Genomic DNA, 23,160 nt, shown 5'->3' on the forward strand with positions numbered 1-23,160 from the left:
CCTCCAACGCCTTTGCGCACATAGGAAGACAACGCATTGCCAAGGTCGCTAGGGCTGCCAGTGCGGGCAAATCGGGTGAAGCTACTGCGCGCCCCGCGAAGGGAGCCAGTGCCGTCATTGTTCACTGGCGCTGATGGCGCGGAGCCCGGCTGAGATGGCATAGCACCAGGTTGCGATGGATTTGACGGGCCTGGCCCGTTGGCTTGAGCAGCCGGTGCGCTTGGCTGCGCAACATCATCAATCCAGGAAGGCACCAAGCCGGAGCTCGGGCCTCCATATCCTTTGGAGGTACCCATATCAATCCTTATGATTTGCCGCTGAAGGCCAGTACGCGATTGGCCGCCTTCTGGAGATTCTCGTTTTCGACCTGCTGGCTCCAGCCCCTGAGAATTCCCTCAAGCGCTTGGATAGCGTTCGTATCCTTCAGGCACTCATGCCATGGGGCTGGAGCCCACATGCCGAGTTTTTGTGTGGGCAATGATCGGACAAATTCGACCAAGCGTTTCTGTAGTGCGGGGCGTTGTTTGACAAGCTCGATCAACCCCGCAACTCCTTTAGGTTGATCCAAAAAATCGTCCGCCTGGATTATCTGATCGCGGAGAGCATCAAAAACATTCTCGGCATCAACCTCAGCCAATCCCAAAATTTCTTTCTTCGTGGCCCCTTGTCTGAACTGCAATGGTGGGCCCATCAGCTTGTCGACGAGCGCCTCGAGATGACTCACTGCGACCTGCCCCATCAACGAGCTGCGCTTGTCGCGAGTCACGAAGATGTACGGCCGCAAATCAATGCCCGATAGCGCGGGGTCAATCGCCGCCCAATTGCTAATCCAATCACTCTTCTCCCAGTCGTTCACCTCTCCAGAGGTGGCCACCGCCTTGAGCTTCCCGGAGCTTTTCCCCTCCTCTGGCTCTGAAATCCTCTCCCTGGATTTCCTAGCCCGCTTCTCCAACTCGGCGATGGCAGGTACCACGCCATTCGCATCCAGACTCGCGATCCGTGCCAGTTGCTCGTAAAAATCGGGGTGGAAGCGCTCAGCCAACATGATTTTTGCAAGTATTGGGCGCCGGATGTCCTCAGCAAACCCTCGAGCATCGGCGATGGCGTAGCGAAGCATCATGGAGTTCAAGAAGCGTTTGATCTGCCGTGGGTTACCGCGGGTACCCTCACTCAAGATCCGGGCTAACAAGGCACTAGTGTCCAGTGCTTCTTGGGCAAACTCCGGAAGCGGGTTGCCGAAGGCGCCAGCTACAGCCTTGCGGTCGAGGCCTGTGCTCTTCCAGGGGCGGAGCATGTCCTGCTGGGCGGTTTCCAAAAGGCTTTTGAATTGTTTGTCGTCCGTTTTCACACAGCTCTCGAGCTGCAGCAGCGTGATGTAACTACGAGTCTCCGCCAATCCGAGGGCCGGGATGCGGAACGGTACCTGGATGAGTTTCTCCAGGTAGTTACGTGCGTAGGTCACGGGCCCCGCACCTTGCGGCAGGTCTGGGAAGTGCTCGCGTACCGCGTACTCAATCATTGCCTCATCGGCACCGACCACGAAGGCAGTTCGATTTACGAAGAGGAAGAGTCGGATGGCTTCGAGCGTGGCGATGGCTGTTTTGGGTAGGCATCGATCCAGGTCATCAACGATGACCACCAATTGGTCAATGTCGGCGGCGGTCAGAAGCTCTTCGAACTCGACTCGGAACTGATGCATGTGCTCGGGAAGCTGCTCAGACTCTGTTTCGGCATCCTTGATGAAGCCCCCGGCCTTCTCTGCAAGGCCGGTTAGACTCTCAACGCTTAGATGGTCACCTGGGTTCTGCACGAAGGAGGAAATCGATTCCACCGCCCCTTTGAGCTGGTCAATGCTAGGGATGCCGGTTAGCGCGGTGAAGCCTAGCCCTCCGGCATGCTTGGCCAGCTTGAACCAATCCACACGCCGCAAGACTTTCTTTGCGGCCTCGGCAACTTTCGTGGAGCCTGGGCGAGCACGTCTCAGCTCATCAACAATGGTCTGGATAACGACAGTTTTCGCATCCTCGAAACCTTCGAATGTCCACCCGTTAAACCATATGCAGCAGACGCGCTTATCCGCGTTGAGCAGTTGCTGAGTCATCTTCAGGACACTGGATTTACCTGCTCCCCAATCACCATGAACGCCAATAGTGACCGGGGTGCCCCGCGATTCGTGAAGCAGGCGCTGTACCGTTTTGGCAATGGGGGCGTAATACAGCAGGTCAGTAGCCGTTTCCTGGTCGTTCAGGAACATGCAGAGAACTCCCTTCCTAGCATTTGGGGTGCAACCCATGACAGTGAACTCAGCGCTAGGAAGCGACCGGTCTCACATCACATAACGGGCACAATTTGGTGACCGGAGTAGGCCAAAGCCCGTCGACTGATGTCAATACGCCATTTTGCAGTATTGCTACTGTATTTTGCCCCGCCAGAACTGGTGGGCTACCTTAGGCTCCTCATCTCATGCGATTTGGCTAGCGGTAAGGCGTACTTGGGAGTAATTCTGCTGCGGAATGTGTCGGCCTGCTATTTCGCCATGCTCCCCTATGGGGCTGTTGAATCCGGTTACCCGGCCCAACGCATCTAGCCAAGTAAATCGCTATTGATCAGCCCTGGGTAAAGGCGCAAAGAAACTCGTATGCTTAAAGGTTGGGAGGAGTACATTAGTACTCCTTGCTAAGTCTCGGCTCGAGGCTTACCGACTTTCAGACCGATCCTTGGTTTCAATCGCAGCGCGAAGTGCTTCTAGCTCGTTTTCAGACTGCTCGAGTAGTGCCTTCAACTCTTCTGCCCTTTGCTGCGCTGCTGTTCCAGCCAGATGGGCATCGGTAGCATCTTTACTCTTGGTTTCGAGCTGGTGAGCCAGTAGCTCTTTGGCCCCTTCCGCGCGAGCAGTTGCAGCATTGGCGATGCCCAGGTCGCCTCTCAGATGCTCGATAGCGTCACGATGCTGGCTGGCCTCCTTGGCGTGCTGACGGTTTTCGGCTATCAATCGCTCGTTATCGCGAATCAGTCGAGTGGCTTCTTCCTGCTTAACCATGAGCGTCTGCTGGAGGAGTGTCACCTCTTGCTGCATCTGGTAGATCTGAGTTTCGTGACGGTTTAGATCCTGGTCGCGCTGCTCCTTTACCGCTACTCGGTAGTGCTCGAGTGCTTCTCTGGCATGCGTATGCTTCTCCTCCAGAGATTCGATCTGGGCGTCCTTCTCTTGCACGCGAATCTCAAGGTCGCTGCAGCTCTGGCTGATCCGGGCGTTTCGAGTGATCTCGGTTTGTAGGCTGGATTGAACGATCTTGAGTTCTTCGTCCTGAGCCTGCAGGGCTGACTGCAGCTTGGCGATCTCCAATTGCGATTGCTCAAGCTTGCTTTGAAGTGTACCGCTCTCAGCTGCCATCGCTTTGCGTTCAAGCTCAAATGCGGCCCGCTCATGCGCCAAGGCTTCGTTTCCCTCCTCAAGCAGGCGTTCAAGCATCTTACCCACCAGCTCCGTAAGTTCATCACTTAGGCGCGAAGGCGAAGCCGAGGGTCGAGGGTCGAGTGATTCAATCTCCTTCAAAAACCGCTGAATCGTTGTCTTTGAGCCGGTATTTCCAAGTTCGATGCGTATCGCGTCGATGCTAGGGTTCTGCCCTCTCGACAGCAGCGCCTCGCGAGCCTTGCGCACCAGTACCAGGTTAATGCCGCCTCTAGCCACGTCTGCCCCTACGATTTCGTACTGTTTTACGTTTCATGTAATTACGTGCCACTTTAACACTTTTATATAGCAATTATTCCTTAATTTTTGGCAAGACATAATCGAGGTTTATGGCTTGTCATGCCGTTGAGCGGCAGTAAAATGGTTAGAAATGCCGTACAAATGGTAAAAGCGAGCAACCGATGGCTCGAAGCGGGGAAAATTGCGTGGTTGAAGTGGTCAGCAAGGCAGAGAGGTACCTAGAGGCGAGCGTTCGAGAGAACACCTCGAAGAGCTATGCGGCTGCCCTCGCCCACTACGAGGTGACCTGGGGCGGCTATCTGCCCACTACCAGTGAGTCAGTGGTACGGTATATCGCTGAGTACGCTGACCAACTGGCGCTCAGTACCCTCAAGCAGCGCTTGGCTGCCCTAGCCAACTGGCATCAAAGCAACGGATTCCCTGACCCCACTAAAGCACCCAAGGTCAGGCAATTGTTAAAAGGCATTCGGGCATTACACCCTGTGCAGCAAAAGCAAGCGGCACCCCTAGCATTGCTGCATCTCGAAAAGGCAGTGGCGCATCTCCAGGAGGAGGTTGTTCAGGCAAGAGCCGCCGGCAACATGTCTAGCCTACTCAAAGCGACTCGCGATATCGCCCTGCTGACGATCGGCTTTTGGAGAGGGTTTCGCGGAGACGAACTCGCCAGGCTCACCATCGAGAACACACATGCCGAGCGCTACGTTGGGATAAGGTTTTACTTGGGAACTAGCAAGGGGGATCGACAAAATATCGGGAGGGAGTACAAAACCCCTTCATTGACCAAGCTATGTCCTGTGGAGGCATACCTCAATTGGCTGGAAGCTTCTGGCCTCACCCGCGGCGGCGTATTCCGGGGCATTGATCGTTGGGGCAACATCAGCGATCAACCTCTCGCTGCCCACAGTCTCATCCCCCTTCTTCGGGGCACCCTAGAGCGCTGCGGCCTACCCTCTCAAACGTTTACCGCTCACTCCATCCGGCGGGGCTTTGCCACATGGGCGGCGAGTTCAGGCTGGGACATCAAGACCTTGATGGAATACGTAGGATGGAGTGACATGAAGTCGGCGCTGCGCTATGTGGAGCCCGCCCAGCAATTCGGCGGACTCGTGCGGAAGCTTGAGGGGTGATTTCTGGCGCGCTCTGATTGCCAACAGAGGTAGGATTGCGTTGACCGCTGCTGGCTGGAGTTTCTGGATAGGCATGATCGAGACAGATGGCCATCTCAGCTCACTTACATCTCATGACGTCCCGGTCCAATCGGGTGTAGCCATTGAAAACGTAGAAATTTGATTCAATGCCAGCGGTTGGGATGTATAAAAAAACCGCCCTTGAAGGCGGTTTGTCTGCGTTCGGAAGATGATTCTAGCGAGCCAGCCAGCTTTCCACTTCCTCGGATCCGTACTCGGCTTTCCATTCCTTAAGCAGCTTGTGATTGCCGCCCTTGGTTTCGATGATCTCGCCATTGTGCGGGTTCTTGTACTGCTTCACCTGACGGGCGCGGCGCGGGGACTTTTCTGCAGCTGAAGGAGCGACTGAACGACGGTTCGCCTGCGGATCCAGAATGTTGATAATGTCGCGAAGGCTGTAACCGTATTTGCTCAGCAAATCGCGCAGCTTGGTCTCAAATTCGATTTCTTTCTGCAGCTCAGAAGAGCTTTTCATTTCTTCCAGCTCGGCCAGCTGGGCGGCCAATTTTTGCTCAAGCTGACGGAATTCTGCCAGGCGGGACATATGAGATCCTCAAATTTAATGAAAATAGTCGGACATCCTAAAGCATTTCGTTAACGATGTCTTTTAGTTTGACGCTGATTCTAAATCATCGTTGACTTTAACTTACCATGGATTGTTTTCTCTAGAGTGCATAAATCTTGACACATTCATGATGTTGTACTGACCGCAGGCTACTCTGCTTGCAGAATTCACGTGCCTTTTCGACACGCTCAATCGTCACGCGCATCACATTCAACCGACGGTTAACTTCCTATACCCAGACTGATAGGACGACAGCCCGGCCTAGCTTCGCACGCTCCTCAACCACACGAGCAGGCGTAACAGGTTAGACCGGTCAGGTCACACTCCTCGAGTAAATAGCGTTGTGAGCTTGAATTTGCAGCTGAATTGACTTTATTTGCCCCCAGAAGTGAAATACAAATCGTTAAGCGCAGCGGTCTGACCAGTTCATAAAACGACCTTTCGATTGAGAATGGTCGATCCTGCGACGAGAGGTAGTGAGCTACTACCATTGCTGCCATTAATAGTAATGATTAATGAAGATAAGATTTTTATTAGTAAATACTATGAACCTGCGCATCTATGATGTGCTTCGTTGTGCATATTTCTGGTCAGACCGGACAAAGGAAGCGGAAATTCTTCAGCCACCCTAAACTGTTACTCATCAGATTCTGTCTGTCACAGATCTGCTGCGAATGGGGACGACCCAATCCGCTCAGCGAAGGCCGTCAGGCCGCACGAGTCAAAACTGGATGACGAAAATCATGTTGCTCCACGATCAAAACAATCGAGTCTGTATCGCATGTTTTTTCCACTTCTCGTGCACCTCATCCATCCGTTCAAACCTACATAGCACTCCGCCACCGCAGCGGGACCCTACTATCCAAACGCCGGAACTCACATTCACGTCCTCAGCGCATCAATAAACACCATAATCCATTCTCACAAGGCACTCGCAGACTTGGCGATACCCTTCGTTATCCATAAGAAGACTGCAGGGGGCGCCCCCCCCCAAGCCAAGGGCCGGTTCGATGAGCCAGTTAGCCGCCAATTGATGGTTACCCAAAACGAATGCCGCTAGACCGCGAACCTGATCCATTCGCACAGAAACAACGGAACTGACTACTCCAGCAACTCGGACCTGCTGATGAGCAAGGGCCTAGTAAATCTATCGCTAGCATACGGGCCTCCAATTGTTTGTTTTAGCTGGCTTATGGATAGGGGCCCCTTACAATAGCTACAAGATCGCTCGTGCGTTCGAGGCCTATCTGATGCAACATCCAGAAATTATCGCTGAGCGGGCGCCAACAAACGACTCCGCTATAACCACCTCTACCAGACATCACCAACATGGACCGGATGAACGTACGCTGGAACATGAAAACCAGCACTGCGCAATTTAAACCGGAAAGACAACTGAATAGAACAAGCGGTCCAGACTGCCAGCTCAATCCGACTCAAAAGCAACTTTGATTGGCAGCTCACCTGCCTCGAATAACTCAGCTGCAACTTTATGCCGGCGAGCTTGTTCCAGGTGCTTACGCATGTGATCAGCTGCTGCAAGCCGATCACCTTTTTCAAGACAAGCAAGGATAGCGAGATGCTCAACCGCCTGCTCTCGCCGAGGAGCGCGCTTGCTAGCCTGACGGTATTCCACAAGACGGCGAAGCTGGTCGAGACGACGAACCGTCTGGACGTGAAATCTGTTGCCGGAAAAGCTGGCAAGCGTCTCGTGAAACTGAGCATTTGATTCGAACAGTTCCTGCGGAGTCATGGTCAGGTAGCCGCCATCAGCAATGAATTGCTGCTGCTTTTTACAGCGAGCCAAAGCTTCGGTATCGATCATAAACGTTGGGGCAAGCAGTCCCGCCGGCTCGATGATCGCTCGGAAGGAATAGCTTTCTTCGTAGGCTTCGACCGAGTCGATCATCGGCAGGAATTGCCAGCCTTGGCCGGCACGCTGCTCAATCCAGCCTTCTTGTTGAATGCGGCTCAAAACCCCTCGCAGCATATAGCGTGAAATGTTGAATAAACGCATCAGGTCCGTTTCAGCAAACTGCTCAGGAATCTGGCCGTTCAGTCGCATCACCGCGATCTGCTGATAGACCGGGTCGTCGATGGAGACCGACAAATCTTGGGCAATTTCAGCCAGATCATCATAGGGCTTGGCCAGGAAAAAACCGCGATTGCGGTCCTGACTCAGCAATCCTCGCTCGGCAAGGTAGTTGAGAGCAATCTTGATAGGAGTTCGTGACGTCTTCAAAGCCTTAGCCAGTCCTAGCTCCGAGACATGATGCCCCGCAGCCAGTTGCTCTTGGCGAACATAGGCAACGATATCGCGAGCCACGCGGGCTTGAAGAGGCGTCAAATTCATATCTTTTCCGAGTTGGGGCGTTGGATTGTGGGGCTCCTCCCATCAGACGAACCCCACAGCTCCCACATTATGCCTTTTGCGGGTTCATTTCCAAATGGAGTTCGGCGTTAACAGATGTCGAGACCATTGGCTTACGGGTCATAGCAGTGCAATAAACGCACCAGCCACCAGGAGGATGCCTGCGATCATGAGGACCAGTTGTACGAACTCGTGGCTTGAACAGCGTCCCAGTGGCGCTCGGAGCGGCCACACCGAAAAGGTTTCCGCCAACGACAATGAACGCAACTGCCCGACAACGTCACCGGTACTTGGCAGCAGGTCCTTGAGCAAAGAGAAGTTCAGCGAAGTAGTCGACGCGATGCCAGCCAAAGTGAGCGACGTAATCAAAACCAGCGATGCAGTAGATTCAGCAAACGGCACAAGAAAAAATGCAGTTATCAATCAGCATCGAGATCGCAATCACGTTACGGCGCTTGCCTGAGTTAAACCCGCCACCGCGAGTCAGATACCAGCCGATGAGGTTGCCCAGCCCCATGTATAGCGCGATTGCAGCAGCATACAGGATGGCAGTCACTAGACCGATTTCTCCAGCAATAGATGCCGCTCTTGCTGAAGGTAGCTCGGCAGCCAGGTCAGGAGGGGATACTGGGTGTAGACGTTGCAGCCTTGCGCAGAAGCTGCAGCACCCCCTTTTTGCCGCCACCGGAACGCGAATCCAGGATAGTTTTGCTCTCTTGGCTGCACAGCCACCGCATGTCTTCAGGCTTGCCGAAGAACAGATACCCAGCCAACAGCCAACCGCCAGCAGAGCCGACGGCCAGCCATCAACTTACGAAGCTGAGTGATAGACCGGGAATGCTCCGAACATCACGCCACCTACCAACATGGCCATGCTCACCAGGAGCGCCCATTTCAACGCAAAGCGCTGGTGGTCACCCAGGTCGACTTTTGCCAACGCCACCAGCAGATATAGCGAAGGCACCAATGGGCTGAGCAAGTGAACAGGCTGACCAACCACCGATGCCCGGGCGATCTCCAGATGCGAGATTCCGTAGGTAGCGGCGGTCTGGGCGATCACTGGCAAGATGCCGAAGTAGAAGGCATCGTTCGACATGAAGAAGGTGAACGGAATGCTGACCAAGGCAGTGAACACCGCCAGGTATGGGCCAAACGCATCAGGAATGACTGCCAACAGCCCCTTCGCCATCGCATCGACCATGCCGGTACCCGAAAGGATGCCGGTGAAGATGCCTGCGGCGAAAATGACCGAAGTCACCGCGAGAACGTTGCCCGCGTGAGCGGAGATACGCTCTTTCTGCTGCTCCAGATGTGGGTAGTTGATCATCACCGCGATGGCGAAGCAGACCATGAACAGCACTTGAATCGGTACGATACCTGCCATCAACACGCCAATCATCGTTGCAGTGAGTAACAGGTTGGGCCAGAACATGTGCGGACGGCGATTGCGATCGCACTCCTCATGCGAACCATTACCCAACGCGATAGAGCCGTTGTGGAAATCATCCACGGCAATCACGCCCAGGCGAGCACGCTCACGTCGACCCAGCAGAATTGCGATGAAGAGCAAGCAGGCGCAGCCCAGCAGCATCGACGGCACCATCGGCAGGAAGATGTCCATTGCATCGACATGCAGCGCAGCCGCAGCACGGGCAGTAGGACCACCCCACGGGGAAATGTTCATGATGCCGTTTGCGATGTTGACCACGCAGGTCAGGCCCAGAACGCTCATTCCCAGGCGCTGATAAAGCGGCAGGAATGCGGCGACCACGATCATGTAAGTAGTGGAACTGTCGCCATCCAGGGATACAAGCATGGTCAAGATCGTGGTTCCGACCAAGACCTTCAGCGGGTCACCCTTCACGATCTTCAGGATGCAGCGCACCAATGAATCGAACAGTCCCGCGTCGATCATGATGCCGAAGTAAAGAATCGAGAAGGTCAGCATGACGCCAGTCGGCGCCAGAGTCTTGATGCCGTCGAGCATCATCGTGCCCAGGCCGGCATAGAAACCGCCAATCAGGGCAAACACGATCGGTACCACAATCAGGGCGACCAGGGCAGTCAGCCGCTTGGTCATGATCAGGTACATGAAACAGGTGACCATCGAAAAACCGAGCACGGTCAGCAGCATGGCTCTCTCCTTATTTTATTAGTGCCGCGAAGCCAGGCTTTTAGCGGTACGAAGCGGAAGGAGCGGACTGAGGCCGGACGGATTTACGGTAGGTCTGATTGCATTTCATCTTGAATTTCCTCGTTTTTGTCTTTGTGCGGGAAAGGCTGGCAGGCAGATCAATGGCCGGTCTTCAGGCTTCAAGGTGACCATTCGGCGCTCGACCGAAGTTTTTCTGCTGGAGGTAAATTGACTCAAGTTTAGACAAAGTGCAATATCGCCTCACAAAAAACACGCCTGTGAGGTCCCCGGCATGAGCAAGCACATTGGCCAAACCCTGGCCGTGAACGGTCGCAACTACCGCGTCTGCAACGTATCTGAAGCTGTAAAAGCGATAGGCGGCGACTTCGCCCGCCTGCCAATGAGCCTCCGGATCCTCGTTGAGAACGTCCTGCGTACCGAGGCAGAGCCGAACGAGGCGCTGAAAGTAATTTGCACTCGCTCTAAAAACAGCGACATTCCCTTCCGCCCCGCTCGCGTAGTACTTCAGGACCTGCTCGGCACCCCTGCCTTGGTCGACCTGGCCGGCCTGCGTGACGCAGTAGCAAAAGCAGGCGGTGATCCACGTCAGGTAAACCCGGTCACCCCTACTCACCTCGTCGTGGACCACTCGCTGAACGTAGAGCGTTGGGGGGATGCCAGCGCATTGGCCGATAACGAAGCTATCGAGCGCGAGCGCAATGCCGAGCGCTTTGCCTTCCTGGACTGGTGCAACAAGGCCTTCAACAACCTGTCGATCGTGCCTTCCGGTAACGGCATCCTTCACCAGATCAACCTGGAGCGCCTGACCACCGTCATCGGTACGCGCGAATCCGAAGGTGATCTGTGGGCCTTCCCAGATACGCTAGTCGGCACTGACAGCCACACCACCATGATCAATGGCATCGGCGTGCTGGGCTGGGGTGTTGGTGGTATCGAGGCAGAAGCCGCAATGCTGGGCAAAGCCCTGATGATGCGGGTTCCAGAAATCGTCGGCGTCCGACTGGAAGGCGTCCCGCCATCGGGCTACGTTGCTACCGACATCGCGCTTGCCTTGACCGAAAGCCTGCGCAAAGCCGGCGTAATCGGCAGCGTGTTGGAATTCCATGGCCCAGGCGTTGCCGCCCTGTCCTTGGCGGACCGTGGCACCCTGTCCAACATGGCTCCTGAGTTCGGCGCTACCGCAGCAATGTTCGCGATCGACGATCGCACCCTGCACTACCTGCGACTCAGCGGTCGCGGCGGTGAGATTGCCGAGCTGACCGAGGCTTATGCCAAACATCAAGGTCTGTGGCATGACAGCCTGGAATCGGTCGAATACGACCGTGTCGTCACCCTCGACCTGAGCACCGTTGGTCGTGCGATTGCCGGCCCGAAACAACCTCACCAGCGCATCCTGCTGGGTAAAGGCGAAGCAGCAAAAGACGTCCCTACCGACCTGGATAACGGCTCGGTCGTGATTGCCGCCATCACCAGCTGCACCAACACCTCCAACCCCCGTGGCGTGATCGCTGCGGCCCTGGTCGCCCGCAATGCACTCAAGCGCGGTCTGCGTCGTGCTCCATGGGTCAAGGCTTCCTTCGCACCCGGCTCCAAGGTGGTCGCCGACTACCTGGACCGTGCAGGTCTGAACGTGGACCTCGACAACATGGGCTTCAACGTTGTTGGTTACGGCTGCACGACCTGCAACGGCATGTCCGGCCCTCTGCTCAGCAAAGAGATCGAGGACGAAATTCGCACTCGCAAGCTGGAAACCGTTGCAGCGACCTCCGGTAACCGCAACTTCGAAGGTCGCGTACACCCGCTGGCTCGTGAAGTGTTCATCATGTCCCCTCCCCTGATCGTGGCGTACGCGATTGCTGGCACCTACCGCATCGACCCGCAAGTGGATGCGCTCGGCACCGACGCCGAAGGCAAGCCGGTTTACCTCAGCGAGCTGTGGCCTTCGGATCAAGAGCTGGACGAGATCGAGAAGAAAGCACTGTCGGCCGACCTGTTCGACAAGGCTTACAGCTCGGTACCTCGCGAAGCGGGCGTCATCGCCTCTGACCTGCGCGCCGGCGTTACCGATCAGTACGCCTGGGACCAGAGCAGCACCTACATCCGCAAGCCGCCGTACTGGAGCGATGAGCTGACTGCTACCGACCCTCAACGCGACCTGAAAGACATGCGCGTTCTGGTGATGCTGGCGGACAACATTACGACCGACCACATCTCGCCGTCGGGCGCCATCCTGCCGGACAGCGACGCAGGTTCGTATTTGAAAGGCCACGGCATTGGTGTTGATGACTTCAACTCCTATGGCACTCGTCGCGGCAACCACGAAGCCGCACAGCGCGCCACCTTCGCAAGCCCTCGCCTGAAGAACGAGCTGATGACTGACGGCCGCGAAGGCCCTTGGACGCTGCTGCTGCCGGAAAACCGCGTGAGCACCGTGTTCGAAGCCGCCCAAGCTTATGCTGATCGCAAGCAGCCTCTGATAGTAGTGGCAGGCAAGGAGTACGGCAGTGGTTCGTCGCGTGACTGGGCAGCCAAAGGCCCTCGCCTGCTGGGCGTGCGCGTTGTCGTGGCCGAGAGCTTCGAGCGCATCCACCGCACCAACCTGGCTGGCCTGGGCATCCTCCCGCTGCAGTTCCCAGAAGGTGTAACTCGCAAGACGCTGGGCCTGACCGGTCACGAGAAGTTCTCGGTGGAAGGCATCAACGACACCTTCGCGCCTGGCGACAAGCTGCTACTCGTCATTGAGCGTGCAGATGGCTCCACTGAAAACGTAACCGTCACCAGCCGCCTGGATACACATGAAGACGTGCGCTACTTCCGCCGCGGCGGCCTGCTGCCGCAGCTGCTGGTGGAGAGCATGGACAAGGCTGCTAAAGCGAAGCAATTGGAAGGAGCAGTGTAATGACTCAAGTTCGAATCCCTGCCGTATTCATGCGCGGCGGCACCAGTAAGGGCGTCTTTTTCCTTGAGCAAGATGTTCCGGCTGCAGGCCCAGAGCGCGATGCACTGATGCTTCGCGTCATTGGCAGTCCGGATCCTTATGGCAAGCAGATCGACGGCATGGGTGCTGCCACCTCCAGCTCCAGCAAGGTCGTCATCATCGGTAAATCGGGTCGTACCGATTGCGATGTTGACTACCTGTTCGGCGCCCCGGCAATCGAAAACCCGGTTGTCGACTGGTCCGGTAACTGCGGCAACCTGAGCGCAGCCGTCGGTCCTTTCGCGATTCGCCAAGGGCTCGTCGATGCGCCTCGTGACGGCATCGCCACCATCCGCATCTGGCAGGCCAATATTCAGAAACGCATCATCGCCCATGTCCCGATGAAGGATGGCGAGGTCGTTGAAGAAGGTGATTTCGTGCTGGATGGCGTCGCCTTCCCTGCTGCCGAAATCGTCGTGGAATTCCTTCAGCCTGGCGGTTCGGGCGGCAGCATTCTGCCAACCGGCAATGTCGTGGATGAACTGGATATCCCTGGCTTCCCAGGCTTGCCGGCAACATTGCTCAACGCAGGCAACCCGACGATCTTCGTCGACGCCCAGCGCGTTGGCCTGACCGGGACCGAGACCCAAGACCAGGTCAACGGCAACGCCGAACTGCTGCAATCGCTGGAAACCATCCGCGCACACTGCACCGTGGCCATGGGTCTGGCGGCTACCGCTGAAGAAGCAACGCGCCTTCGCCCTCACACGCCGAAGCTCTGCCTGGTAGCTCCGCCGCAAACCTACGGCGCTGCCGGTGGCAAGACAGTCGAAGCCGGCGAGATCGATGTGATCGCCCGCATCCTTTCCATGGGCAAACTGCACCACGCAATCACCGGCACTGGCGCTGTAGCCGTTGCCGTGGCGGCCGCTCTGGAAGGCACGCTGGTCAACCGTATCGTCGGCGATATCGGTGAACGCCAAGTCAACATGGGCCACACCGCCGGCACCGTTGCCGTAGGCGCGCAGACCACCCAAGTCGATGGCAACTGGATTGTGGACAAGGCCGTCATGAGCCGAAGCGCCCGTCGCCTGATGGAAGGCTGGGTGCTCGTACCGTCGAAGTACTGATTGCTCAGCTACCGCCGACCTTCGAAGGTCGGCGGTACTCATCACAACAAAAACAACGATGAGATTTTGCTATGTGCCCATCACCGTTCTCACCCGCCATTTCTCGACGCACGCTGCTCTCTTCTACTTCCATCGTCGCTGCGGCAACCATTCTGGGCCTCGGCGCGGGAGCGGCAGATGCCAAATCAGGACCTGAGAAGAACGCTATGCAGCCTGCCAACTCGAACAAAACCCAAATTGTCTATGTGGGCTCCAGAACCACTCGCGAGCGTAACGCCCGCGGTGCAGGCATCACGGTTTATCGACATGACCCGCAGACAGGTCGCTCCGAACTGGTTCAAACCGTCGGCGATCTGACGAACCCATCCTTCCTGTGCCTCGACCAAACCCAGAACCTGCTGTTCTGCGTGCATGGCGACCAGTCCATTGTCAGCTCATTCCAAATTGAGCCAGCCAGCGGAACGCTCACGAAGGTGAGCTCGGTTAGTTGCGAAGGGAACAACCCCGTCCATCTTACCGTGGACAAGAGCAACAAATTCCTCGCTGTGGCCAACTATGCCACCGGCAGCATTGTCATTCTGCCGTTCGATAAGACCGGCCACCTGCAACCCGTCATCAGCAAATACGACCTTCCGGGCAACCCTGGCCCGCACAAGATCGAGCAGGCGAGCTCCCACCCGCACATGATCCCACGCGATCCATCGGGCCGCTTCCTGGTGGTCCCGGACAAAGGACTGGATAAAGTCTTTGTGTTCGATTTGAAGCAGAACGGGACCGCACTGAAGCCTGAACTAGCGCATGAAATCAAGGCACGCGAGGGGGCCGGACCTCGACATGTGGTGTTCTCTCCGACCGGGTCATTTGCTTACGTCGTGAACGAACTGGACAGCACGATCACCAGCTACCGCTACAACCAGAATGACGGCTCCCTGGTTCCATTCCAGATGGTTCCAGCCCTCCCTCAGGACTTTGTAGGGGACAGCCGTGCAGCAGCGCTGGTCATTGCACCGGATGGAGTACATTTGTTCTCTTCAAATCGCGGGCATGACAGCGTGACCATTTATTCGGTGGATCAGCCTACCGGGAAGATCAACCCGATCGGCAACGTACCTAGCCACGGCAAGAAGCCTCGGTTCATGACCGCGTCCCCTAACGGTCGCTTCTTGTTCGTCGCTAACGAAGACAGCGACAACATCAAGACATTCTCCATTAGCCCGAAAGGCGAACTGGCTTTGCTGGAGCATCAGATCCAGACCGGCAGCCCGGTCTGCATGATTTTCCGCACCGCTTGAACCTCTTTTTTTCCTGATCCTGGCGTGCCGGGAGGCACGCCTATACCCCACGTTCCAATCGATGGAGCAGCACATGCATAACAAAAACAAGATTGGTTGCAAGCTTCTCGCCGTTACTCCTTGCCTGGCCGCAGCTATGGCCTATGGGGATGGCTTTATCGACGACAGCAAGGTCACCTTGCAAACGACGAACTTCTACATCAACCGCGATTTCCGTGACGGTGCTGGCCAGTCAAAGCGCGAAGAATGGGCCCATGGTTTCATTCTCGATGCGAAGTCCGGATACACACCAGGGCCAGTCGGTTTTGGGGTCGATGCTCTGGGCATGCTCGGCCTGAAGCTGGACTCAAGTCCCGATCGAACCGGTACTGGCCTGTTACCGACTCATGATGATGGTCGCGCTGCTGACGAGTTCAGCCGCCTGGGCCTGACTGGCAAGATGCGCCTATCCGAGACAGAGCTTAAATACGGCACTCTGATCCCCAAGCTGCCCACTGTTCAGGCCAACACTGGCCGCCTCCTTCCCCAGACCTTTGAGGGCGGCCTGCTCACCAGCAAAGAATTCGATTCGCTGTCCTTCATCGGTGCCCGCTTCGAGCGCCAAACCGATCGCGACTCGACAGACCGCGTACCGATCACACTAAACAACAAAAACCGTCGTTTCACAGGCAATACCGAAGGTGACGCCTTCTGGCTGGGCGGCTTGGATTACCAGCTCACAAAAGACCTGCTACTGACCTATCAATATGCAGAGCTGGAACAGGTCTACCACCAACACTTCGTGGGGGCGAACTATTCGATTCCAGTGGGCCCCGGGAAGATCAAAGCTGATCTTCGCTACATGGATAGCGACGATGACGGTCGAGCTTTGGGCGGACGTATCGATAGCAGAGCAATTTCCGGCATGTTCACCTACAGCTTGGGCGGACATGCGCTTGGTCTGGGACTGCAAAAGATGAACGGTTCTACCTCCATGCCCTATCTCGATGGAACTGATCCTTACCTGGTCAACTTCGTCCAGCTCAACGACTTCGCCGAGCCCGGTGAACGGTCTTGGCAATTGCGCTACGACTACAACTTCGCGGCTCTCGGCATTCCTGGCTTGACCTTCATGACCCGCTACCTGCGAGGCGACCAGGCCGACGCAGCGACCATCACCGGTGAGGGCCATGAATGGGAGCGCAACACTGAACTGCAGTATGTGGTGCAATCCGGTGCCCTGAAGAACGTATCGGTCCGGTGGCGTAACGCGAGCTATCGATCGAGCTTTGCACGTGGCGCGGATGAAAACCGCCTGATCGTGTCCTACACATTCCCAATTTTCTAACCCAGGAGAAGGTATGAGCCCTATTGCCCAGCAGGTTCTCAAGGACCTGGCGCCCAACGGCATTCTGCGTGCGGCGATCAACTTCGGTAACCCAGTGCTGGCTCAGCCAGGCGCTGACGGAGAACCGCATGGTGTTTCTGTTGCACTTGCTAAATCGCTGGCCGAAGAGCTGGGCGTAGGTCTCGAATTGCGCACATACGACGCGGCCGGGAAGGTATTCGCTGCACTTGAAGACAACGCGTGGACGTTGGCCTTCCTGGCTATCGAGCCTGTCCGCGCCGCCCAGATCAGCTTCAGTGAACCCTACGTACTTATCGAAGGGACCTATCTGGTAAAGGCCGAGTCGCCCTATTCCAAAACCGAGGACCTGGATCAACCTGGACTTCGGCTTGCGGTAGGCAACGGCGCTGCTTACGACCTGTACCTGTCACGTACGTTGCAGCATGCAGAGCTACACCGAGCTGAAACGTCTGCAGGTGCAGTAGACCTATTCATTGACCAAGACCTGGATGCTGCCGCCGGGGTCAGACAACCGCTGGAACAAATCGCAGCCAAGAATCAGAATTATCGGGTGATGCAGGGAGCCTTCACCGCTATCCGCCAAGCAGTCGCAGTGCCACGAGGCCGTGATGCTGGAGCAGCCTATGTTAGAGACTTCGTCGAACGACGATTGGCCGAGGGCTTCATCCGGGGTGCATTACTTGCCAGCGGGCAAACCGACGTCAGCGCACCCCGTTGAGGTCGATACTGGAGACGAGGCCTCATATAATCTGATGGGCTTCACTGGTCCCGATCTGTGAAAACAAACAGTTACAGGGTAATCGTTAGTGCCATCAATCAATTTTTTGGCAAGTTCGGTTCTTCAGATCGTTCGCGAATCAGCAATAGAGCATCCCAATAGAATGGACAGTTGGATAGACGCAAAGACCAGCGCTTCGATGGTGTACAAAGACGCAATGCCGCCCTGGATTGTTGAGTTTGACAATGGCGTAACCCTTAATGGAGCAATGCCCTACGCACGGATCGAGGGATATCGTCCTCTGACACTGGACCTTTACCTACCGCCCAGCCCGCGTCGGTCCTCTCCTTCCCCGTTGCTGATTTATATACATGGCGGCGGATGGCGACGAGGCGACAGTCATCGGTCAGGAGTGTTCAGCGATTTCCCGCGGCTGCTGGCAGAGATAGCCGCCCGCGGATATGCCGTGGCGTCGATCAACTACCGACTGAGCGCGGAAGTGAGGTGGCCTGGACAGCTCGAGGATGCCAAAGCCGCCCTGAATTATCTGGCAGGAATCGCTGAAGATCTTCAAATTGACACTACCAATACCTACGTCTGGGGAGTATCCGCTGGCGCGCAGATCGCTGCAAGTTTGGGCAACCCGTGGACCGATGGTAACTCTCCCGCGGCCGAACCTGGAGGCCGTGCTGTCACAATTCAAGCCGTAGCGGTATGGTACGGCGTGTTCTGCTTCCAAACCCTACCTTATCAAGCCCAACTCCTCGGGTTGTCTCTTCCGCAGCACGAGCTCGCTCCAGAGTCGCAATTACTGCGTTACTTACCCGACTCCTCGGATGTTCCTAAAGGGGCCAGTCCGGCGTTAGAAGTTAGCAACGAAACAGCGCCCACCTTGATTTTGGTAGGGAGAAAAGATGAAAAAGTCCCTTACTTACAAAGTATTCAATTAGCGCATGCGTTAGCTGCAGCTAACGTTCCGCACCAACTTACTGTGTATCCCGATGTTGGTCACAGCTTCATCTGCGAGCAAGATAGTACGATCACTCATAAAACCAATCTAGAAGCCTTAAACACTACCATTCAGTTCTTCGACGCTCGGGCCTTCGATTGATTGATCAAGGTTGGTCTTGAGTCGCAGGCTGGGTGGCGAAACTCACCAGCAGACGCATGCCATATTCTCCCAAGCAGTGACTAATGTAGGCCCTGATCCTAGAGCCTGGGATGTGCGCATGTATTACCGTGCCTTAAGCTACCAATGCTGTCGATCGGATGGCAGCGGGCTTCGGGACGTTAACTCAGCCGCAAGCCGATCTGGCAAGCACTGCCTCCCCTTACTCAGAACCAGTAAATTCTGCGCAGCGAGAAGAGGGTTCGATTTGGACGTTGCGTCCTGCCAAAATGCCGGTGAATGCACCTGCGATAGAGATGGCGGCGGTGGTCAGCAGCGGTGCCGTCCAACCACCGGTTGAGTCGTGCAGTTGCCCCAGCAATATCGGGCCTGCTGCTGCCATCAAATAGCCTACACATTGCGCCATTCCTGAAAGTGCAGCCGCGTCAACGGAGTTCTTTGTGCGCAAACCGATGAACGTCAGGCCGAGCATCATGCTGGCGCCAGAACCAAAGCCTAGGAATGCGGCCCACCACATAGCGTGGCCTGGCGCATAAATAAGTCCGATAAGTGATAAGGCTGTTAGCAGACTGACGGTAGCGGCCGCCAGTCTTTGGTCTGTGAGACGGCGAAGCGTGGCCGCCAGGATCAAGCCGGGAATCGCTGTAGTCAGTTGAAGCGTGCCGTGTATTGTTCCTGCTTGTTCGGGGGATATCCCATGGTTCATCAGAATAGTAGGAAGCCAGCTCACTGTGACATAAAAAGGCATCGCGTTGAGCCCCATGAACAGGGTGACTTGCCAGGCAAGCGGCGAACGCCATACCGCCTCAGATGCCGCTTGGTTCGGGCTGGGCAGGCTCAGGTGTTCTTTAACTTTCAACTGCGGTAGCCACACCAACATCGCCAACAGCGGGGCTGCCACCACCAAACTCAGGGCTATCGACCATCCCCATGATTGGGTCAGAGGAACGATAGCGGCTGACGCAACAGCACCTGCTGCGCCCATCGTGATGGAGTAAGCGCCGATCATAGACGCCATTTTCGATGAGAAGTCGCGTTTAATCAGGCTGGGAAGCAACACATTGCCAAGGGCGATTCCGGTGCCTATCAGTATCGAACCAGCGTATAACGCCCACGCGCTACCTGCGGAGCGGAGTAGGATGCCCACTGAAATCACCAACAGAGCACCGAAAAGGGTGCGCTCAGTACCGGACCTTCGTGCGACCGCAGCGCTGAGCGGGGAGAACCCCGCAAAAACAAGGAGTGGCAGTGAAGTGAGCAGGCCCAGTGCTGATGCACTCAAGCCAAAATCCTTCTGGATTAGCGGCAGAATGGGCGCGATGCCCGTGAAGGGAGCGCGCAGATTAATGGCAATAAGCAGGATGCCCGCGACGAGCATGGTGGCCTGCCACTTGTTTTTTGTATCTGACATATTCTCTAGCTGTCCTCTAAAAAAAAGGCAACTGTAGAGAGCTTGAGAGTTATAGAATATAGATATCAAGCCATATGATACCTAAATCATGCCATTCTCAAAAAATGTCGTTTCCTCACCAGAAGATTTCGATTCAGACCTTTTTTTCCAGGCGGCGATTGCACTCAAGGTTGTGCCGGAACCTAATCATTCCGGCACCGGCACACATGATCATCGTAAAGGCCAACTGATCTTGTCTTTGCGGGGGGCGGTGAGCTGTGAGGTGCAGAACGCAATCTGGCTGGTGCCACCCCAGCACGCGGTATGGATCCCCGGCGGCAAGCCACACTGTTGTCGTGTAACCGCGAATGCCAGTACCTGCTTTCTGTTCGTCGAGCCCAGCGCAGCTGTCATGCCTGATGGGTGCTGTACACTTGCTATTACGCCGCTTGTCCGGGAGTTGATCCTGCACCTTGTTGAGCAGGACCGCTCTTGTCTTTCAGAGGGCAAGGCCGCGCGGTTGGTTGCAGTGCTACTCGAGCAGCTTTCCGATGCGTCGGTGAAAGAGCTGCACTTGCCAATATCAGACCATCCGAAGATCAAACACATCGCGGATACGCTCTTTGCTACTCCCGGCGACCGCACCACCCTGCGCGAATGGGCCACTCGGCTTGCGACTAGTGAACGAACGCTGGCCAGGCTAGTTGAAAGCAAGACCGGGCTCAGCTTCGGGCGGTGGCGCCAGCAGCTGCATTTGATGATCGCACTCAGCCATTTGGCAGAGGGGGTATCCGTGCAACGTGTGGCGGGCATTCTTGGATATGACTCCGTTAATGCCTTCATTACGATGTTCAAGAAAGCCGTAGGTAAGTCACCTACCCAGTACTTCTCTTCTTTGCGCTAACACTCCGCTCGCGAATCCGAGGGGCCGAAGCTATCAAAAACTAGTTTTTACACAGTGGCCGTTGTATAAATCCGGCAATGGAAGCTATGAGTCGTCATGACCCCGCTAGGCTTTAGGGACTTTATGGAGATTCATCTCCAACCAGTCGCCAAGTGCCGCAACATGCGCGGCGGCTTCCTGACCAAAAGGGGTCAGATCATATTCGACCCACGGAGGGACAATGGGATATGAGGTCCGGCGCACGAAACCATCGCCTTCCAGCCGCTGAAGGGTCTGCGACAACATCTTTTCGCTGACGCCGTTCACTTTGCGACGCAGCTCACTGTAACGCAGCGTGCCGTCAATTAGCGCAATCAGGCATAGCATTCCCCACAGACTCGTGACGTGAGACAGCACTTCCCTAGCCTTGCATTTGCCCGTGAATAGGTCGCCGCGCCTGAGCTTGGCGGTCAGCGTGTGCTCGTCAAGCGCGGATGAGTCTTGGGGGTTGACGGTGTCCAAGCGAGAGTCAGTCATTGTACTAACCAAAAGGTGCGTACTTCCTTAGGGTGGGGTAGCAAACTTATAGTGCGTGCCAATCATCGGTCAAGGTCAGGGTGAGCGCTTTGCAACGTCCCACATTCAATAAACGCTGGATGCCCGTGCTGGTCATCGCAGCCATCGTCGGCGCACTGGCACTGTCATTCGCCTGGGCCGCCGGGCTGGTCGGGGGCCGAACCACCACTCGAACGTTTCTCGGTGACTCGCTGCAGCACTTCGAACCGGGCTATCGTCGAGCGCATGGTAAGGGCATCTGTTTCGCAGGAGTTTTTCGCAGCAGCAATGCAGCGGCGTCGCTCTCGACCGCTCGAGTGTTCGCCCAGGATGAAGTCCCGGCAATCGGACGTTTCTCGATCGGATCCGCCGACCCCCATGCGCCGGACGCCTCTACCGCCACGGTGAGCATGGCCTTGTTGTTGAGTGCAGACGACAGATCTCAATGGCGGATGAAGCTGAACAATGCCCCCTACTTCCCTACGCGTGATGCCGAGGGGTTCCTGGCACAAAGGCACGCATTCGAGCCTGACCCGACCACCGGACAGCCTGACCCCGCGCGAGTCGGGGCGTTCTTCGAAAAGTACCCAGAGGCTCGCAAGGCGGTGGAGTACAAGGCGACTGCGCCTTGGCCGAGCAGCTTTGCGCAGGCCCAGTACAACGTCATCAACGCATTTATCCTGCTTGCGGCAGATGGCACACGCCAGCCCGTGCGCTGGTTCATGCGGCCCCACGCTCCCTTCCATGGCCTCTCCCCGGAAGAGCGGGCGCGATCCAGCCGTGATTTCCTGTTCGACGATATCAAGAAGCGGGTGGCACAAGCGCCCGTTCGCTGGGATCTGGTACTGCAATTGGCGCAGGCGGGAGATCCGGTCGATGATCCGTCACAACCCTGGCCCGCCGAGCGACAGCAAGTGGTCGCCGGCACGCTGGAAGTGACCAGCGTTCGCGATCAGCGCGAAGGGGGCTGTCGCGATATCAACTTCGACCCCACCTTGGTGCCATCCGGTATCGCGCTTTCGAACGATCCTGTGCTAGCAGCGCGCGCGGGTATTTACTCGCACTCTTACAATGCACGTCTGCGCGAAATCGCGTTCGGCAGGGCAACCGACGCCATTGGCCAGCAGGAGCACAAGTGATGCAAGACGTACCAACTACCCGTACGCGCAGTCCCCGGCACTTCAACCTAACCGCCAGGCTACTGCACTGGGCAATGGCGATCGCCATCATGGCCATGCTGTTCATCGGGGTAGCCATGATGAGCTCATTAGCCCTCCGTCCCGTGTTGATCGACGTGCATCAGCCGTTGGGCATCGCCATCCTTTGCCTCGCACTGGTGCGCCTGGCCAATCGCTTCTGCCGGCCTGTGCCGGCACTGCCCGCAAGTATTCCCCGCTGGCAAGCCGTAGCCGCCCACCTGTTGCACGGCTTGCTCTACCTATTGATGGTGGGGTTGCCAGTGCTCGGCTGGGCGGTGCGTTCGGCAGGCAACTGGCCCGTCATCCTTCTGGGCGACTGGAGCTTGCCTGCGCTGGTTCCGGAAAACCCGGTGCTCTACGCATGGCTTCGGCTGGCACATGGCGCTCTGGCGTGGCTGCTGTTCGCGATCATCCTGGGACATCTGGGCGCCGCATTGATGCATGCCTGGGTACTAAGAGACGGTGTTTTCTCCAGCATGGCCCGAGGCGCCAGCGACGAACGAGCTAAAGCTGGATCCGGCTCGCGGCCCACGTCTTGATGCGTTTGAATATCCCGCGCTGGCGTTGAACCGATAGCGGTCAGCCCTGACTGGCCGCTCTCGCCTT

Annotated in this window: 18 protein-coding genes; 10 read left to right on the forward strand and 8 right to left on the reverse strand. The window is 56.4% G+C overall.

Annotated features, from left to right (window positions below; all coding sequences use genetic code 11):
• Positions 1–304: 304 nt before the first annotated feature.
• Complete coding sequence (gene qatA / locus MOP87_RS10165) at positions 305–2,254, reverse strand: Qat anti-phage system ATPase QatA (RefSeq protein ID WP_242810495.1); 1,950 nt, start codon at positions 2,252–2,254, stop codon at positions 305–307.
• A gap of 441 nt (positions 2,255–2,695) precedes the next feature.
• Complete coding sequence (locus tag MOP87_RS10170) at positions 2,696–3,694, reverse strand: DNA-binding protein (protein ID WP_242810496.1); 999 nt, start codon at positions 3,692–3,694, stop codon at positions 2,696–2,698.
• 206 nt (positions 3,695–3,900) lie between these two features.
• Here MOP87_RS10170 and MOP87_RS10175 point away from each other — a divergent pair, with 206 nt between their 5' ends.
• Positions 3,901–4,842 (forward strand): tyrosine-type recombinase/integrase, encoded by a 942-nt coding sequence (locus MOP87_RS10175; RefSeq protein WP_242810497.1) that lies wholly within the window; start codon positions 3,901–3,903, stop codon positions 4,840–4,842.
• A gap of 235 nt (positions 4,843–5,077) precedes the next feature.
• Here the strand turns inward: MOP87_RS10175 and MOP87_RS10180 are convergent, their stop codons facing one another.
• The 4 genes from MOP87_RS10180 to MOP87_RS10195 form a co-directional block, all read right to left on the reverse strand.
• Entirely contained in the window at positions 5,078–5,446 is a 369-nt protein-coding gene (locus tag MOP87_RS10180; RefSeq protein ID WP_161774806.1) for a histone-like nucleoid-structuring protein, MvaT/MvaU family, read from the reverse strand.
• A 1,447-nt stretch (positions 5,447–6,893) separates the two neighbouring features.
• The gene (locus tag MOP87_RS10185; RefSeq protein WP_027915682.1) at positions 6,894–7,820 is read right to left on the reverse strand and encodes a GntR family transcriptional regulator; all 927 of its coding nucleotides are present in this window, start codon (positions 7,818–7,820) and stop codon (positions 6,894–6,896) included.
• A 406-nt stretch (positions 7,821–8,226) separates the two neighbouring features.
• Positions 8,227–8,394, reverse strand: coding sequence for a hypothetical protein (locus MOP87_RS10190; protein ID WP_242810498.1), 168 nt, complete (start codon positions 8,392–8,394; stop codon positions 8,227–8,229).
• A gap of 255 nt (positions 8,395–8,649) precedes the next feature.
• Entirely contained in the window at positions 8,650–9,969 is a 1,320-nt protein-coding gene (locus MOP87_RS10195) for a CitMHS family transporter (RefSeq protein ID WP_089230175.1), read from the reverse strand.
• Between the two features lie 295 nt (positions 9,970–10,264).
• Between MOP87_RS10195 and acnA the strand changes: the two genes are divergently transcribed.
• The 6 genes from acnA to MOP87_RS10225 all read left to right on the forward strand — a co-directional run bounded on the left by acnA (position 10,265) and on the right by MOP87_RS10225 (position 18,509).
• On the forward strand, positions 10,265–12,892 hold the full coding sequence (gene acnA / locus MOP87_RS10200; RefSeq protein WP_242810499.1) for an aconitate hydratase AcnA: 2,628 nt from the start codon (positions 10,265–10,267) through the stop codon (positions 12,890–12,892).
• Positions 12,892–14,040 (forward strand): 2-methylaconitate cis-trans isomerase PrpF, encoded by a 1,149-nt coding sequence (gene prpF, locus MOP87_RS10205; protein WP_025755077.1) that lies wholly within the window; start codon positions 12,892–12,894, stop codon positions 14,038–14,040. The genes acnA and prpF overlap by 1 nt, the downstream gene beginning before the upstream one ends.
• Positions 14,041–14,111: 71 nt before the next feature.
• A complete protein-coding gene (locus tag MOP87_RS10210; protein WP_231100241.1) occupies positions 14,112–15,332 on the forward strand; it encodes a lactonase family protein in 1,221 nt (406 codons plus the stop codon).
• Positions 15,333–15,468: 136 nt separating this feature from the next.
• On the forward strand, positions 15,469–16,659 hold the full coding sequence (locus MOP87_RS10215; RefSeq protein WP_231100331.1) for an OprD family porin: 1,191 nt from the start codon (positions 15,469–15,471) through the stop codon (positions 16,657–16,659).
• Between the two features lie 13 nt (positions 16,660–16,672).
• Positions 16,673–17,398 carry an ABC transporter substrate-binding protein gene (locus tag MOP87_RS10220; RefSeq protein ID WP_027915677.1) on the forward strand — a complete coding sequence of 242 codons (726 nt, stop codon included), beginning with the start codon at positions 16,673–16,675 and terminating at the stop codon, positions 17,396–17,398.
• Positions 17,399–17,486: 88 nt separating this feature from the next.
• The gene (locus MOP87_RS10225) at positions 17,487–18,509 is read left to right on the forward strand and encodes an alpha/beta hydrolase (RefSeq protein WP_242810500.1); all 1,023 of its coding nucleotides are present in this window, start codon (positions 17,487–17,489) and stop codon (positions 18,507–18,509) included.
• A 220-nt stretch (positions 18,510–18,729) separates the two neighbouring features.
• On the opposite strand, the gene MOP87_RS10230 is transcribed toward MOP87_RS10225, so the two are convergent.
• Positions 18,730–19,938 carry an MFS transporter gene (locus MOP87_RS10230; protein WP_242810501.1) on the reverse strand — a complete coding sequence of 403 codons (1,209 nt, stop codon included), beginning with the start codon at positions 19,936–19,938 and terminating at the stop codon, positions 18,730–18,732.
• 88 nt (positions 19,939–20,026) lie between these two features.
• On the opposite strand from MOP87_RS10230, the gene MOP87_RS10235 reads away from it, so the two are divergent.
• Positions 20,027–20,821 carry a helix-turn-helix transcriptional regulator gene (locus MOP87_RS10235; RefSeq protein ID WP_161774925.1) on the forward strand — a complete coding sequence of 265 codons (795 nt, stop codon included), beginning with the start codon at positions 20,027–20,029 and terminating at the stop codon, positions 20,819–20,821.
• 105 nt (positions 20,822–20,926) lie between these two features.
• Here the strand turns inward: MOP87_RS10235 and MOP87_RS10240 are convergent, their stop codons facing one another.
• Complete coding sequence (locus MOP87_RS10240; protein ID WP_231100239.1) at positions 20,927–21,322, reverse strand: helix-turn-helix domain-containing protein; 396 nt, start codon at positions 21,320–21,322, stop codon at positions 20,927–20,929.
• A gap of 104 nt (positions 21,323–21,426) precedes the next feature.
• On the opposite strand from MOP87_RS10240, the gene MOP87_RS10245 reads away from it, so the two are divergent.
• Both MOP87_RS10245 and MOP87_RS10250 read left to right on the forward strand, forming a co-directional pair.
• Positions 21,427–22,494 (forward strand): catalase family peroxidase, encoded by a 1,068-nt coding sequence (locus MOP87_RS10245; RefSeq protein WP_232238343.1) that lies wholly within the window; start codon positions 21,427–21,429, stop codon positions 22,492–22,494.
• Positions 22,494–23,093 (forward strand): cytochrome b, encoded by a 600-nt coding sequence (locus MOP87_RS10250; protein WP_025754653.1) that lies wholly within the window; start codon positions 22,494–22,496, stop codon positions 23,091–23,093. The genes MOP87_RS10245 and MOP87_RS10250 overlap by 1 nt, the downstream gene beginning before the upstream one ends.
• Positions 23,094–23,160: the final 67 nt, after the last annotated feature.

The organism is Pseudomonas sp. I3-I5 (genome assembly GCF_022699445.1).
GTDB lineage: Bacteria > Pseudomonadota > Gammaproteobacteria > Pseudomonadales > Pseudomonadaceae > Aquipseudomonas > Aquipseudomonas fulva.

What these genes read in the sequence shown, in the direction of transcription:
- qatA (WP_242810495.1), bottom strand. Translation starts at nt 2,254, where the DNA reads ATGTTCCTGAACGACCAGGAAACGGCTACTGACCTGCTGTATTACGCC.
- MOP87_RS10180 (WP_161774806.1), bottom strand. Translation starts at nt 5,446, where the DNA reads ATGTCCCGCCTGGCAGAATTCCGTCAGCTTGAGCAAAAATTGGCCGCC.
- MOP87_RS10185 (WP_027915682.1), bottom strand. Translation starts at nt 7,820, where the DNA reads ATGAATTTGACGCCTCTTCAAGCCCGCGTGGCTCGCGATATCGTTGCC.
- acnA (WP_242810499.1), top strand. Translation starts at nt 10,265, where the DNA reads ATGAGCAAGCACATTGGCCAAACCCTGGCCGTGAACGGTCGCAACTAC.
- prpF (WP_025755077.1), top strand. Translation starts at nt 12,892, where the DNA reads ATGACTCAAGTTCGAATCCCTGCCGTATTCATGCGCGGCGGCACCAGT.
- MOP87_RS10210 (WP_231100241.1), top strand. Translation starts at nt 14,112, where the DNA reads ATGTGCCCATCACCGTTCTCACCCGCCATTTCTCGACGCACGCTGCTC.
- MOP87_RS10215 (WP_231100331.1), top strand. Translation starts at nt 15,469, where the DNA reads ATGGCCTATGGGGATGGCTTTATCGACGACAGCAAGGTCACCTTGCAA.
- MOP87_RS10220 (WP_027915677.1), top strand. Translation starts at nt 16,673, where the DNA reads ATGAGCCCTATTGCCCAGCAGGTTCTCAAGGACCTGGCGCCCAACGGC.
- MOP87_RS10230 (WP_242810501.1), bottom strand. Translation starts at nt 19,938, where the DNA reads ATGTCAGATACAAAAAACAAGTGGCAGGCCACCATGCTCGTCGCGGGC.
- MOP87_RS10235 (WP_161774925.1), top strand. Translation starts at nt 20,027, where the DNA reads ATGCCATTCTCAAAAAATGTCGTTTCCTCACCAGAAGATTTCGATTCA.
- MOP87_RS10250 (WP_025754653.1), top strand. Translation starts at nt 22,494, where the DNA reads ATGCAAGACGTACCAACTACCCGTACGCGCAGTCCCCGGCACTTCAAC.